General features: G+C 34.5%; 11 protein-coding genes. 7 read left to right on the forward strand and 4 right to left on the reverse strand.

Translation table 11 applies throughout. From position 1 onward, the window contains the following. Positions 1-3: 3 nt before the first annotated feature. The 3 genes from BW936_RS01935 to BW936_RS01945 form a co-directional block, all read right to left on the reverse strand. Complete coding sequence (locus BW936_RS01935; RefSeq protein WP_076546635.1) at positions 4-2,541, reverse strand: zinc-dependent metalloprotease; 2,538 nt, start codon at positions 2,539-2,541, stop codon at positions 4-6. A gap of 93 nt (positions 2,542-2,634) precedes the next feature. Continuing rightward, complete coding sequence (locus BW936_RS01940) at positions 2,635-4,275, reverse strand: sensor histidine kinase (RefSeq protein WP_076546636.1); 1,641 nt, start codon at positions 4,273-4,275, stop codon at positions 2,635-2,637. Between the two features lies 1 nt (position 4,276). Further along, positions 4,277-5,047: a LytR/AlgR family response regulator transcription factor gene (locus BW936_RS01945; RefSeq protein WP_076546637.1), complete on the reverse strand. Its 771-nt coding sequence runs from the start codon at positions 5,045-5,047 to the stop codon at positions 4,277-4,279. Between the two features lie 529 nt (positions 5,048-5,576). Between BW936_RS01945 and BW936_RS01950 the strand changes: the two genes are divergently transcribed. Further along, positions 5,577-6,797 carry a site-specific integrase gene (locus tag BW936_RS01950; RefSeq protein ID WP_076546638.1) on the forward strand — a complete coding sequence of 407 codons (1,221 nt, stop codon included), beginning with the start codon at positions 5,577-5,579 and terminating at the stop codon, positions 6,795-6,797. Positions 6,798-7,556: 759 nt separating this feature from the next. On the opposite strand, the gene BW936_RS01955 is transcribed toward BW936_RS01950, so the two are convergent. Beyond that, positions 7,557-9,128 carry a carboxypeptidase-like regulatory domain-containing protein gene (locus tag BW936_RS01955; RefSeq protein WP_076546639.1) on the reverse strand — a complete coding sequence of 524 codons (1,572 nt, stop codon included), beginning with the start codon at positions 9,126-9,128 and terminating at the stop codon, positions 7,557-7,559. A 66-nt stretch (positions 9,129-9,194) separates the two neighbouring features. Here BW936_RS01955 and BW936_RS19570 point away from each other — a divergent pair, with 66 nt between their 5' ends. The 6 genes from BW936_RS19570 to BW936_RS01985 all read left to right on the forward strand — a co-directional run bounded on the left by BW936_RS19570 (position 9,195) and on the right by BW936_RS01985 (position 13,526). Beyond that, entirely contained in the window at positions 9,195-9,359 is a 165-nt protein-coding gene (locus BW936_RS19570; protein WP_159438993.1) for a hypothetical protein, read from the forward strand. 324 nt (positions 9,360-9,683) lie between these two features. Then, positions 9,684-9,929 (forward strand): helix-turn-helix transcriptional regulator, encoded by a 246-nt coding sequence (locus tag BW936_RS01965; protein ID WP_076546641.1) that lies wholly within the window; start codon positions 9,684-9,686, stop codon positions 9,927-9,929. A gap of 58 nt (positions 9,930-9,987) precedes the next feature. Then, positions 9,988-11,193 carry a primase-helicase family protein gene (locus BW936_RS01970; RefSeq protein WP_076546642.1) on the forward strand — a complete coding sequence of 402 codons (1,206 nt, stop codon included), beginning with the start codon at positions 9,988-9,990 and terminating at the stop codon, positions 11,191-11,193. A 208-nt stretch (positions 11,194-11,401) separates the two neighbouring features. Next, positions 11,402-12,358 carry a toprim domain-containing protein gene (locus BW936_RS01975; RefSeq protein WP_076546643.1) on the forward strand — a complete coding sequence of 319 codons (957 nt, stop codon included), beginning with the start codon at positions 11,402-11,404 and terminating at the stop codon, positions 12,356-12,358. After that, the gene (gene mbpA / locus BW936_RS20095) at positions 12,355-12,660 is read left to right on the forward strand and encodes a mobilization protein MbpA (RefSeq protein WP_076546644.1); all 306 of its coding nucleotides are present in this window, start codon (positions 12,355-12,357) and stop codon (positions 12,658-12,660) included. The genes BW936_RS01975 and mbpA overlap by 4 nt, the downstream gene beginning before the upstream one ends. Further along, positions 12,657-13,526: a relaxase/mobilization nuclease domain-containing protein gene (locus BW936_RS01985; protein ID WP_076546645.1), complete on the forward strand. Its 870-nt coding sequence runs from the start codon at positions 12,657-12,659 to the stop codon at positions 13,524-13,526. Before mbpA ends, BW936_RS01985 begins: the two co-directional genes overlap by 4 nt. Position 13,527 lies beyond the last annotated feature (1 nt).

Consider the following 13,527-nt stretch of genomic DNA (forward strand, 5'->3'; position numbering starts at 1 on the left):
GAATTAGTATTTCAGATTATAAGTGATTCTAGCGATCAAGTCGTTATAGTGTGCTCTTGTTGCCCTATCGCCTTTTCTTTTCTTTTTTTGTAATAATTTCAATACTTTATCTAAAGCGGCACGCTTATTTGTACCAATATCCGCAACCCTTGGCAAGTATGAAAAATGAATGTTTTTAAACTGATCTTCACCATCTACCGCTTTATTATCTTTCGTTTTTTCTAAAAGCTTGTTTCTATCAACAGTTAAAACATCTATATAGTTTTTCTGAGTCATTCGTTCAAACATATCTAAAGAATGGCCTTTTTTCGTTTTTGTAAAAATGGCATTGAACAACTGGTCAAACAAATACTCTTCCGTAAATGCTTCTTCATTATTTTTAACCAGCACCCTATTTTCAGTTATTCGCATTAACCGATCTGTTTTAACCAACGCATAAATAGCATTGGTCTGATAAATACGCTGCATGGAAACAGGTGAGTAATAGCGTTCTCCATCTGGGGCATCCCTTACTGCAAATATTTTATTGATTATACTAGGTGTAAACAGCCACTTCTGTGGTAAAATGGCATTTTCTATAAGGTAGTCCAATGCCTGTTTTTGCATTTCTACACTTACTGGTTCATAGGTGTTTTTACCATCTTTATAAACCGTATTATTAATATGTACCCCACCTATATTTGCCATGACATGGCCATTGTATGTTTGCCATTGATCTATAACTTCTTTGTATAGCTTGGATGCCTTATAATACCCTTGTCCTTCTTCTTTTGTCCAGGTTAGAATATTAGGGATAATTCGCTTTAAATTTTTAAGTCCGTATTCACTTGCTTTTACCGCATTATCTCCTAAATCCTCGCTTTGGGACCGTGGATCAACAACATCGCCTTGCTGTGGACCGTAAAAATACATAGGGTTGTTTTCGTGCTTGCGTATCCATTTATTTAGAATAGGCAATTCTTCATGGGCCGTTTTATTTTCTATCCATCGGTATCCCCAGTCAATAGCATAAGTATCGTAAACCCCAATTTTTGGTGTAATGTCCACAATATCATCTCCTGGCTGTGCTACATAATTAAAGCGTGCATAATCCATTATAGAAGGTGCAGTTCCACCCATTTTAGAAGTAAATGTTTTGGACCTCAAAGAATCTACTGGATAACTATAAGAAGCTGCCATGTTGTGTTTTAAACCAAAAGTATGACCAACCTCATGAGAAGACACAAAACGAATGGCTTCTCCCATATGTTCATCTGAGAATTTATTAGCTCTAGCTTTAGGGTCTATAGGTCCTGTTTGAACACGAATCCAAGAATGTAAACCTTTCATTAGATTATGCCACCAAATAATATCAGATTCCAAAATCTCTCCACTTCTAGGATCTACGACAGATGGTCCCATAGCATTTTGCTTTTCTGAAGCGGCATACGTAATTACCGAATAGCGCACATCATCAGCATCAAAATCAGTATCTTCCTCTGAAGGAAACTTCACCTTTACCGCATTTTTAAATCCTGCAGCTTCAAATGCTACATTCCAATCATAAACACCTTGTTCAATAAACGATCTCCACTGTTTAGGAGTAGCCGGGTCTACATAATACACTATAGGATCTTTTGGCTCTACCAACACGCCCTTTTTGTACTTCTCTATATCATCTTTTTTTGGTTCTAATTTCCAACGCGTAATCAATTGTCTTGACTCTACTTCATGCTGACTATCAGAATAATATTCCATTGGTATACTGAAATAGCCAATTCTATTGTCGGCAAAGCGTGGCTTCATAATTTTGGTTGGCAGTAATACAATATTTGTGGTAACACCAATAGTCAATGGCATACTGGGACCACCACCTTCTGCAACCGAAGTTGTCATTGCAGATTTCACCACAATATTCTTAGGGAACGATTTAATACCTTCTAATTTTGAAAGATCGGTCTTAATGCTCCCACCTAGTCCAACATTGGTAAGTACATCACTAAAGCTTTTTTCTTTACCATTAAAGATCTTGTTCACTTTTATAAAATATGATGTAGAATCTGAGTTGTTTGTCTCAATATCGAACTCTTCAATGACAGATTCTCTAAAATTGTCTTTTACAGAACGAGTTATAGCATCTGTTTTAGGTGATTTTACTCTTGGGTTTATCGTTTTCACCCAGATTTTGTTCGATACCGAATCGCTATAAAAACGAACCAATTTGGTCTCAAATGTCATTCCTTTATTTAACCCATGGCCATTTAATGCATACGGCACACTTGACACTTTATTTACAACGAGAAAATCTCGACTTAAAAGTGAATCTGGAATCTCAAAATAGTAATCTTCCTTTAAGGTATAAACATTAAACACTCCCTTTCTAACATTGCCCTCTTTAACTAATTTTTTATAATTAAGCTTTTTATCATTTCCTTTTTCAACACTATCTTTTTGTACAGCATCTTTTTTGTCTTGTGCAAAACCTGCTACTCCAACTAAAAACAATATAAAAATTACAGAAAACCGGTAGGTGGTTTTTTCTTTTAACGAAGCGTATATCATGAAAAAAATTAATTATGCCTCAAATTTTCATGAAATAACATGATGAACAAAATGAAAAGGAGTGAACTCAATAAAAAAGGGAGTGAAGTATTATTATACGTTAATAAAAGGTAGAATACATTTGAATTTGCCTTCAAATATTTCCGTTTTAAAGTCTTTAATTTGATAATGTTGATATGTATTCTCTAAATAAGTTAGCCCAATATGATGACTATTCTCAATTTTCTTCTTTCTAGGCATATAATTGTTTAACACAATGATGTTATTATTAGATATTGTTATTTCTATAAATAAAGCATTTTGTTTTGTTATATTATTGTGCTTAATTGCATTTTCGACTAAAGTTTCTAGAGACAAAAAAGGTATTTTTTTCATTAAAATTTTATCATCACAATTATAAATAATAGATACATTTAGACCTTTATTAAATCGTATTTCTTGTAGAAATATATATTGCTCCAAAAAAGTAATTTCCTTTTTAACTGATATTAAATTACCCTCTCTCTCTTCTAAAAGATACCGATATACCTCTGCAAGTTTAAGGACAAACTGTTGAGACAACTCTGGGTCTACATCAATTAAAACATGTAAAGAGTTTAAACTATTGAATAAAAAATGAGGATTCATTTTCTTTTTCAGTTGATTTAATTGAAGTACCGCATTCTCTTTCTGATATTTTTCATTGGTATAAACCAGCTGCTCTTTTTCTTCTAAAACTCTTAAATTTTCTGCATACTCTTTTTTTAACTGTAACCTGTAGACTATTAACATCAACATAAAAGTTATAAAAGCTAGAAGGCTTATCCATGAAAAATAGCGCTGTATACTTTGCGTTGTTTCTTTTAAATGAATGTCTAAGGGAAAATTAACGACAACAATTAACGGTGTATGGTTTATTTTAATAGTATCATAATACCGTAACACTTCTAAATCTAAAAACTCAGACACCGCTTTTGTTTTTAATATGTTATGGTTTTTAGGAACATAATACCCATTTATTTCTACTGTACTTTCAAGTACCTTATCTAATGATATCGTATTAAAATACCCGTCTATTTTTTTTCCAATATAACTTGTCTCTGGGTGCAGCATACAAACACCCTCTTTATTAGTTACTACCGTATAGCCACCATCACCCTTATATTTTTCTGAAAAGTATTTCCAAAAACGCAACAAATCAACGTCATAACCATAAACGACTACTGTATTGTCATTTAATTTTTTAGTATAAGTTTTTCTATATACAACACTGTCCTTAACCGTTAGCACTACATCTTTACTCCCATTACTATTTAAGAGGTTATTCTCTAGAATATAGTCATCAACTTCTTTCTCAAATAAAGAGTCTGTACTAGAACTATAAAAATCTATTTTACCGTTTTCTTTTAAAATTTTGATAAAAGTATTAGAGATATTTCTATTTTCTACCACTAAACCAGAAGAGTACAACAGCTTTTTTTTCAGCTCATTACTATACACATTATATGCTTCATATTGGAAAATTTTCTCTATATCAATTAAATAGTTGTTAAGCTTATTGAATTCAAAAGAAACAATGTTTTCCTTATACTTTAAATTCCCCTGAAAAAGGTCCTCCACCAAATTTTCTGATACAGAAGTAATTTTAGGAGTTATCAACGAACTTCCTATAAAATAAACAGCAATAAACAATAGACTAACAAAGAAGTATTGGCTTTGTTTTTTATATTTTGACAGCATCTTATTTCCAAACATTCTAATTATTTAACCAGTTTTTGAAAGCGTTGATATAATTGGCACTAACAAAAATTAAATCATTTGAATAAACAGGTACCTTTAATTCTATCTTTAATCTATTTTGGCTATACTTTGCCATGGTTTTGATAGCAGAATGACTAATGATATACTTTCTGTTTATCTTAAAAAATTGCTTGGTAGAAAGTTTGTGCTCTAAACTAGAAATTGTGTCATCATAAAAATAACGCTCCCCTTTATGGGTAAATAATAAGAGAGATTTGTTATCTGCCATAAAATAGGCTATTTCCTTACTATCTATTGAAAGCAGTAATTCTCCTTTTGATACCAAAAAGCGTTCTTGATATTCCTTTTTTTCTTGGCTACCCTTTAATTGATGAAGAAAGGAATCTAATTGGTTATAGTCTATAACTGAATTTGGTCTATATTCTATATGTTTTTTAACAGCACTACTTAACCTTATCATATCATAAGGTTTTAATAAATAATCTATAGCAAAAAACTGAAACGATTGAATAGCATATTGATCAAATGCTGTTGTAAAAATGATCGGAATACTAATATTTAAGGTTTCAAAAATCTCAAAACTTTCGCCATCACCTAAATGAATATCACTAAAAATAAGATCACATGTGTTGTTTTCAAACCATTGTAATGACTGTTCAACACTTTCCAAACGTTTTTTTATATGAATTGGATGGTCTAAATTCAGCAGCATCTTTTCTAGAGAACTTGCTGCTAGATCTTCATCTTCTATTATAACGATATCCATTCTATAATTTTAATATTTCAAAAATATAACACACTGTGCTTATGTCAATAAAGTTCTCTTGACAAAAAAACGGTGCACTAAAAAATTTCCCAAGATAGGGTTTTGAAATGCTTCTAAAAGTTAAATGTTACTTGATAAAATACAAAGTAACCTAAACACCTCATAAACTTTAAATATTAATATGATTATCAGTTATTTATCATAGCGATGAACAGTAACGGTTGGTGTACTATTAAAATTTAGTGAAGGAATTAACAAAATCTTTTATATTAAAAAAAATAACTCTTGAAAACAAAAAATCCATAACTCCTTAATTAAAAGTGTGTTATGGATTATTGATGTGGTCCCACCTGGACTCGAACCAGGGACCACCTGATTATGAGTAATCGGAATAAGGCTCATCTAAACACAAACTATAACGTATTATATTGTTAATCAATTATTTAATGTTTTTTGATATCAAACAAGCTCATTTAAAACCAAAGTTTTATGTGCAAATTATGTGCAAACTTTTTTGTACTTTCAAAAAATGCAAACAAGTTTAAAATTAAGTCTGGATACACGTAGAATAAGGAAAGATGGAAGCTATCCCATCATAATTAGATTAGGTCATTTTCAAAAAACTACTTCTATTTCTACAGGTCATTCTGTTCCTATAAATTATTGGGATGATTCAAGGCAAAGAATACGAAATACTTACAAACGGGTTAAAGCCATAAACTTTCTTAATAATCTTCTAGTAAAGCAATTGTCGAATGCAAATGATGTCATCAATCGACTACAGGATTGCGAAGAACTAGATTTCATGTCTATTAAAGAGGTAAAGGATAAAATTGTCAATAAATCAAAATATGAATCCTTCCTCGAGTTTGCTACTGAACTAGCGGAAGATCTTAGGCTTTCTGAACGTTTAGGAACTGCTCGCACCTATAAAGAAGTTGTAAGTGTTTTAAAAAGTTCAATAAATTCATCAGATGTTAAGTTCAATGAAATCAACTATGATTTTTTAAAAAGTTTTGAAAGGTTCCATCTGTCCAAGCCAAGTAATTCCTTAAACGGTCTAGCTGCCTACATGAGAACAATTAGGTCGATTTATAACCAAGGAATAAAAAGAGGGCTTATATCCAAAGACGCCTATCCATTTAAAAGCTATCAAATTAGAACTGAACCGACTGCAAAGAGAGCAATGAATAGCGAAAATTTGAAAAAAATAGTGTTACTACAATTGGAAAAAGGAAGTTGGCCGTTTCATTATAGAAATTACTTTTTGCTTTCCTATATGCTTTTTGGCATGTCTTTCATTGATATGGCTTTTTTAAAGATGAGTAACGTAGTTGACGGTAGGATTAAGTTTCAGAGGAAGAAAACTTCAAAATTGTATGATATCAAAATAACGTGCCAAATGAACCAACTGTTAGATTTTTACATTTCGGGGAAGAAAAAAGATGATTTTATACTTCCGATAGTTAGACGAGAGACATTAGATTTACAATATAAAGATGTACATGGGGCTCGAAAAAGATACAATAAAGGCCTGCGACGAATAGCCGAAATCTGTCAAATCGACGAACATCTTACCTCATATGTATCGAGACACAGCTTTGCTACGCATGCGATGTTGAAACAGATTCCTTTGCCGGCAATCTCAGCAATGTTAGGCCATAGTAGCATGGCTACAACACAGATTTATCTTAAGTCCTTGCCGAATAACATAATAGACAGTTATCAAGAACAATTGAACATCATTTAATTATAGCAATTAAGAGGTAGCGGTTCGAAGTTAGTATTCTCCGCCAGTAATAATAGAGCTTTAAGATCTTTTAATTTTTAAGCAGAACATGCTTAAACTAGTCATAAGTATTATTTAATACATAATGTATTTTGAATTTTTTCTTTCCTTGGTGAATTGTCTGTAATAAGATATGAGAATTCAGGTCAAAATTTAGTTTTATAAAAGGTGAATTACTAAAAAGAACGACAAATGGAACTGAAATAGAAACTTTTCGAATTGCAGTCGAGCTGTCCCTAAAAACGGTTCTTTAATTAGACTCTTAAATTACCAAAATTTAATACACTTTTACAAATAGTAATACAATTACATTACTAGTAAAACCGGAATAAGAACATAAAATATCAGTAGCGGGATTACCTCTTTAAAAGCTTTCCAGATTTTCTCAGAACGAATATTAAGAGAAATAGTTAATCTATACAATAGGTTTAGTTTCTAACTAGGACTCCTCATTTCCTAAGATAGATAAAAGGTCAGCTTAGAAATAGCAAGATAATCTCACATCTCCGATGGTGTGTAATTTTTTTCTATAAAGGTTTTCGGTATGACTAGCCTTTTTCAGTACTGTTTTTGAAAGGCCTTATGGCAGCCATTATTTCTATCTTGGTACAGGTGCTAATAATATCTCTTAATTTTGACTATAATATAAAATACTTAGCTAAGTACGAATTTCCATTGATTTAAACTGGTAATCAGTATTTTATGGAAACCTAATGAAAGTTAATTTACTATATACTCAAAAAGTTGATATTTATCGCTGTCCTCGGAAGTGAATCTGAACAGGTTGATACTAGCTATTGCTTTTCTTTTTGAATTCCATTCATTGTATATAGATACCTTTAAGTATAAATTTTTAATATTTTTTACAGTTGGTAAAAAATTAAATTGCCATTTCCCCCTAATAGTCCTATCTAAAAAAAATTCTTCTATTCCATTTTTTGTGCCATAAAACTCACCATACTCGACTAAATACGAATTACCTTCAGGATCTACTACCTCCAGTCCAATATCTTGATTAGCATCGGACCATTCCAATACTATTCTTGTCATCAAATTATCAACGGTTGAAAAATCCGACTGAGGTTGGAAGCTTTCAATAACCTTTCCTCTTAGCTTTTCAGTTACATAGAGTTTTTCCATTTCATTAAATACTATATTGCGAATTTTTGTCTGATCTAAACTATCACTGTTTTTAAATGCGATCATATAATCAGACCAAGCCTTCAAAGGCTTATTGCTTAAGTGCCAACAATGGGCTACATTACGGTGAGATATAATATCTTCGCTATCCAAGGACAAAATTTCTCTATATACTTGAGCAGCTATGGTTTGATTTCCTTTAGATTGATTATAATAAGCTAGCCCTCTTAGTATATTCAAATCACCTGAAATATCTTTTACTAAATTACTCATAGATGAATCTCCGAATGTTTCAAATAAAAAGGGTTTCCTTTTTAACGATTTATATGGTACCGAGCTAGGTTTTTCAATTTTACCAGCCCTTATTTCATTATTATTTCCTATTTTAGAGTTGATCGTTTTTACTATTATCACTCCTCCGGCACCTCTACTACCATACCTTGTAGTACCAGCTAAACTCTTAATAACATACACATTTTCAATAGTATTTAAATCGACGTATGGGGGATATCCATCATAAGTTATTCCATCGATTTCCCATAAAGCTGTATTGTCCTGAGTCATCGAATTTTTAGAACGAAGAACTATTCCTTCTGTTGTTATTTTATAGTTTGTAACTTTGCCGTTAAGTGCAAATGCTATTGACGGTATATTGGGAGATTCTGGAGCTGCAAGATTAAGATCTTTTCCAGAAACTTCATTAATGGAATAACCAGCAGCTTTAGTGTTCAAATTTCCGAAAATACTGCTAACCTCTTTAGACTTTGTACCTGGACCATCTGATGTATTCTTTGCGTCAGTTACTATAACTTCATCCAGTTTTTCGTACTTATCAAAAAGTTCAATAGGTGGTAAAAAAATTTTTGAAATACGTTTTTCCAAAGTTTGAAGTCCTAAATGTGAAAAAACCAAAGTATCTCCTAAAGTAGCATTTATTTTAAATTCCCCATTGGATTTAGTTTTTGTTCCTACCAAGGTATTTTTTACTAAAATATTGACCCCTGATAAGGGTTCATTGTTGTGTAATACAACTCCTCTAATTTCTTGACCAGTTAAATAATGAGAGAGAGCAAAAAATAAAAAAGATAAGAGCAAATGGTTTGGACTAATGTAAAATCTCTTAATCAGGAAAAATTTAATATAACAAATCATAATTTATTTGAAAATAAATACTTTAACTGTTAAATTCCTTAATAATTAAAAATAAATCTTAAAATTATGAAAAATTCGAAAAAACTTCCTCTATCCTTGAAAAAAATTACCATTTCAAAATTCGCTGCAAACAATATAGTTGGAGGTAGCGCATCTAATTGCTGTACAACAGTTGCTTCAGCTTGTGTTTCAGAAAGTATTAGACTGCATTTAAAACAATCCAAACATTAAAATCCGCCTTTTTAAAGTTCCTGTTTTCTAATTCCTTCAGTTTTAATTGTTGATAACCCTGTTTTCATCTATAATATCACCTATTGCCCAATATTAAGATTAGTTCCATTTGGCATCAAATGAAACCAAATAAAATAAATGGTCCTTTAACACTATTTAGTTTAATGTTATTTGGTTTAATTTATTGTATATCAGCTATTTGTGGATAACTATTTGTATAAATCCATTTCTTCATTTGCCTATTTTCATACATTTATCAAGTAACAATATTGAAAGAAAACAAAAGCGCTTTTGTTCATTCTGTAACCCTAAAAAAGGAAAACAATGGACAATTATTTGATTCTCGAACGGCTCGATCGTTTGGAAAAACTTCTTACAGCGAATAAAAAGGTACTGACCTTTGAGGAAACCTGTGATTATACGGGAATTTCTCGAAGCTATCTTTACAAGCTTACTGCGGCTGGCAATATACCTCACTCCAAACCCAATGGGAAACTGATATTTTTCGAACGAAAGAAAATCGTCAGGTGGTTGCTCCAGAACGAAAGGGACTACGTTCAGGAAATCTAATATTCTATCCAATCATCATATCGCCAAGGGAATGTCCTTGGCGGTCAAAACAATTCTTATGAAAACCATACCGTACTTACGGGTAGGAACCTCGTACTATAAACTGGTACAGGCACCGACCATCGCAGGGCATTTCAATGAAATACTGGTGCATTGGAACATCGAGACCATCCGCCAAGACCATGGTAAGGATTACCTGAGCAAGGTTCCAAAGTACGATGGGTTTACCTGCATACCCAGCCATATTGATTTCAAACAGGAATATAAAGGGTTCTATAACACCTATTCCCCTTTGCCGACAATCCCAAAAGAAGGAGAATGTACGACCTCGTTGGATTTTGTGAAACATATTTTCGGCAAACATTATGAACTGGGGCTGGACTACCTGCAATTGCTCTACACCAAACCGGTACAGGTACTGCCTATTCTGTGTTTGGTCTCCAAAGAACGTTCCACGGGCAAAAGCACCTTCCTGAAATGGATGAAGGCCCTGTTCGACAACAATATGACCTATTTGACCAACGATAGTTTCAGCAGCCAGTTCAATGCGGACTGGGCAAATAAATTGCTCATCTGTATCGACGAGGTACTGTTCAATAAAGAAGAGCTGACAGAGCGTATCAAATACCTGAGTACGACCAACATCAATAAATTGGAGGCCAAGGGAAAGGACAAACGGGAGGTGGAGTTCTTCGGTAAGTTCATACTGTGCAGTAACAACGAGGACAACTTTATCAAGATAGATGGAAACGAGACTCGTTTCTGGGTACTGAAGATACCTGTACTTAATAAAGAGGAAACAAATTTTCTCCATCAATTGATATCGGAGATACCGGCTTTCCTGTTCTATCTACAACAACGAAAGCTATACACGGAGCATACTACCAGAATGTGGTTTACCCCAAAACAGATTAGAACCCCTGCCTTGGCAAGGCTGGTACAGAACAATAGGAATAGGGTCGAAAAGGAGCTGGCAAGTATCCTGTTCAGCGTGATGGAAAAGTTTGAACTGGACAGTATAAATCTATGTCCCATCGATGCCCTGCATTTGCTTAATAAGACCAGGGTGAAAACAGATTTGACACAGCTGCGGAAACTGCTGAAGAACGACTGGAAACTGACCAATCAGGACAACTCGAACAAATACCAAAAAATCGTCATTTGGAGCGATGGCGATATCCATTTGGCCGATGCAAAAGGACGCTACTTTACGGTCGAAAAAGACTTTTTGACCAAAAATTTCGATGATACGATGACGGAATAGTCCGAGGCCAATGTCTATAAAGGCTAAAGCTGTCATCAAACTGTCATCATTCTGTCATCAAAAAAAATAATGATGACAGAAAACGTCGTATAAAAGCAGAGAATGATGACACGATGATGAAACGATGACACGTTAAATCCAATACCATAGGGGCTTTAAAGGGTGCTGTCATCATATCATCAAAAAAACAAGTAAAACGAATTGGCTTATGAAAAAAGAAAGAACAAACGGATTATCGTGTGAAAGAGCCCGAGCTTTTCCCATCGAAAAAGCGCTGGCAAAACTAGGGCACTTTCCGACCAGAACGAACGAGAAAGAAGCTTGGTTCCTGAGCCCTATCCGCCCGGAAACCCAAGCCTCTTTCAAGGTGTCCAAGAAGCTCAATAGATGGTACGACCATGGAGAAGGAAAAGGAGGGAATGTTATCGGCCTTATCTGTTTGATTACAAAAGGTACGGTCAAGGAAGCATTAGAAATAATAGGACAGGATGAACTTTCTTTTTCTTTTCAAAAGCAACCATTTTTGGAAAAGCAGCGAGAGCATACAATCACAATCATGTACGCCAAACCTATTCAGCATCTGGGATTGATGAAGTATTTGCATGAACGTAACATTTCAATGGCAACAGCATCAAAGTATTGCTCGGAAGTCCATTATATGTTCAGGGGAAGGAAATACTTCGCCACTGGTCTTAAAAACGATTCCGGTGGCTGGGAACTACGGAACAAATATTATAAAAATTCAAGTTCGCCCAAGGATATCACCCACATCAAAAACGGATACGATAAACTCATTATTACCGAAGGCATGTTCGACCTGTTATCGATTTTAGAGTACCATAAAAACTTGGAATCGGATTATGATTTTCTGGTATTGAACTCAACGGCATTCGTTCAAAAGGTGATGCGAACATTAGAGGGTTATTCTAGCATCGAACTCTATTTGGACAACGATAGCAATGGAAAACGAACAACCGAAAAATTGATGGCGCACTCTAAAAGCTGTAAGGACAAATCGAAACATTATTCAGGATTCAAGGATATGAACGAATGGCTGAGAGGTAGTTCTATTAATGGAGTTGGGCAGAAGGCGCAAGATGTGTTTTTGTTGCCACAAAAACAAACTTGCTTTACTCCCGGCGGTCGCAAAGAAAAAAACAAATGAAAAAGACCTACATCAAATTCAGGTGTTCCATTTACGAGAAAAAGCTACTCAAGAAAAGAGCGGAGCGGGCCGGTATTTCCCTTTCGGAGTACTGCCGTAGTTCCGCCTTCGGAAATTCTGTAATCGAACGTTTAACGGAAGAGCAGTTAACGCATTATAAAATACTGGTAAAGTACAAAGGGAATTTTACCCGTATCGGGAATATGTTCAAGAGACATAACCCGAAACTGGCCAGCGAGGTCGAGAATTTGGCGGAGGAAATCCGAACTCATCTCTATAATTTCAAGAGCATAAAAAAATGATAGGCAAGGGAAAGGCAGTCGGGAACACCAGAGCCAACATCGATTACGGTCTGGACAAGGAGAAGGATGCCGAAATTGTCTTTAGCCAACATCTTGCGGGAGATAATGCCCAACAGATAACAGAGGAGTTCAGGCTGATACAGGAACAGAATACAAGATGCCAAAAGAACAGCCTGAGCTTTATTCTAAGCCCTACCCGAGAAGACGGTAAAAACCTTACCAAAGAACGGTTAGGGGAACTGACCCAAAAGTTTGTAAAAGAAATGGGATTGAAGGAAAATCAGGCAGTGGCCTTCGTTCATCGCGATAAGGCACATACCCATGTCCATCTTTACGTGAACCGAATCGGTTTCGACGGCAAGGCCTACAATGACAGTTTTATAGGTAAACGGAGCCAATTGGCCGCCGAGAACGTAGCCTATGATATGGGGCTTACTACCGTCAAGGAAGTGCAACTAGAAAAGGAGATGGATACGATAAGAATACGTCTTGAAATCAAGCATATTCATCAGAAAATTATGGTGAACGAAAGGCCAAAAACCTTGGATGTTTATATCAAGACGATGAAGGCACAGAAGGTGGAAGTCATACCATGTATCAACAAGGCGAACAAGTTACAAGGGTTTCGATTCGAATACAAAGGACAGAATTTCAAGGCGAGCGAAGTACACCGTTCCATGTCCGGAGGAAGGATTATGGCGCAGCTTTCACAAAATAGGGGCATTGCAAAACCATTGGAGGTAGGAAAGTCAGCTCAGCTGTTGGGGAAGACTTTGGAACTGAGTACCAATCTGGCTACCAGTATCGCCAAGAACATCATCAAAAAAACAATCAGAAAAGCCATCGAAACGGGAATCGGGTTCTAAA

Source organism: Maribacter ulvicola (genome assembly GCF_900155985.1).
GTDB lineage: Bacteria > Bacteroidota > Bacteroidia > Flavobacteriales > Flavobacteriaceae > Maribacter > Maribacter ulvicola.

Bases quoted from the DNA above. Each gene is read 5' to 3' on its own strand.
- BW936_RS01935 (WP_076546635.1), bottom strand. From the start codon at position 2,541: ATGATATACGCTTCGTTAAAAGAAAAAACCACCTACCGGTTTTCTGTA.
- BW936_RS01940 (WP_076546636.1), bottom strand. From the start codon at position 4,275: ATGTTTGGAAATAAGATGCTGTCAAAATATAAAAAACAAAGCCAATAC.
- BW936_RS01945 (WP_076546637.1), bottom strand. From the start codon at position 5,047: ATGGATATCGTTATAATAGAAGATGAAGATCTAGCAGCAAGTTCTCTA.
- BW936_RS01950 (WP_076546638.1), top strand. From the start codon at position 5,577: ATGCAAACAAGTTTAAAATTAAGTCTGGATACACGTAGAATAAGGAAA.
- BW936_RS01955 (WP_076546639.1), bottom strand. From the start codon at position 9,128: ATGATTTGTTATATTAAATTTTTCCTGATTAAGAGATTTTACATTAGT.
- BW936_RS19570 (WP_159438993.1), top strand. From the start codon at position 9,195: ATGAAAAATTCGAAAAAACTTCCTCTATCCTTGAAAAAAATTACCATT.
- BW936_RS01965 (WP_076546641.1), top strand. From the start codon at position 9,684: ATGGACAATTATTTGATTCTCGAACGGCTCGATCGTTTGGAAAAACTT.
- BW936_RS01970 (WP_076546642.1), top strand. From the start codon at position 9,988: ATGAAAACCATACCGTACTTACGGGTAGGAACCTCGTACTATAAACTG.
- BW936_RS01975 (WP_076546643.1), top strand. From the start codon at position 11,402: ATGAAAAAAGAAAGAACAAACGGATTATCGTGTGAAAGAGCCCGAGCT.
- mbpA (WP_076546644.1), top strand. From the start codon at position 12,355: ATGAAAAAGACCTACATCAAATTCAGGTGTTCCATTTACGAGAAAAAG.
- BW936_RS01985 (WP_076546645.1), top strand. From the start codon at position 12,657: ATGATAGGCAAGGGAAAGGCAGTCGGGAACACCAGAGCCAACATCGAT.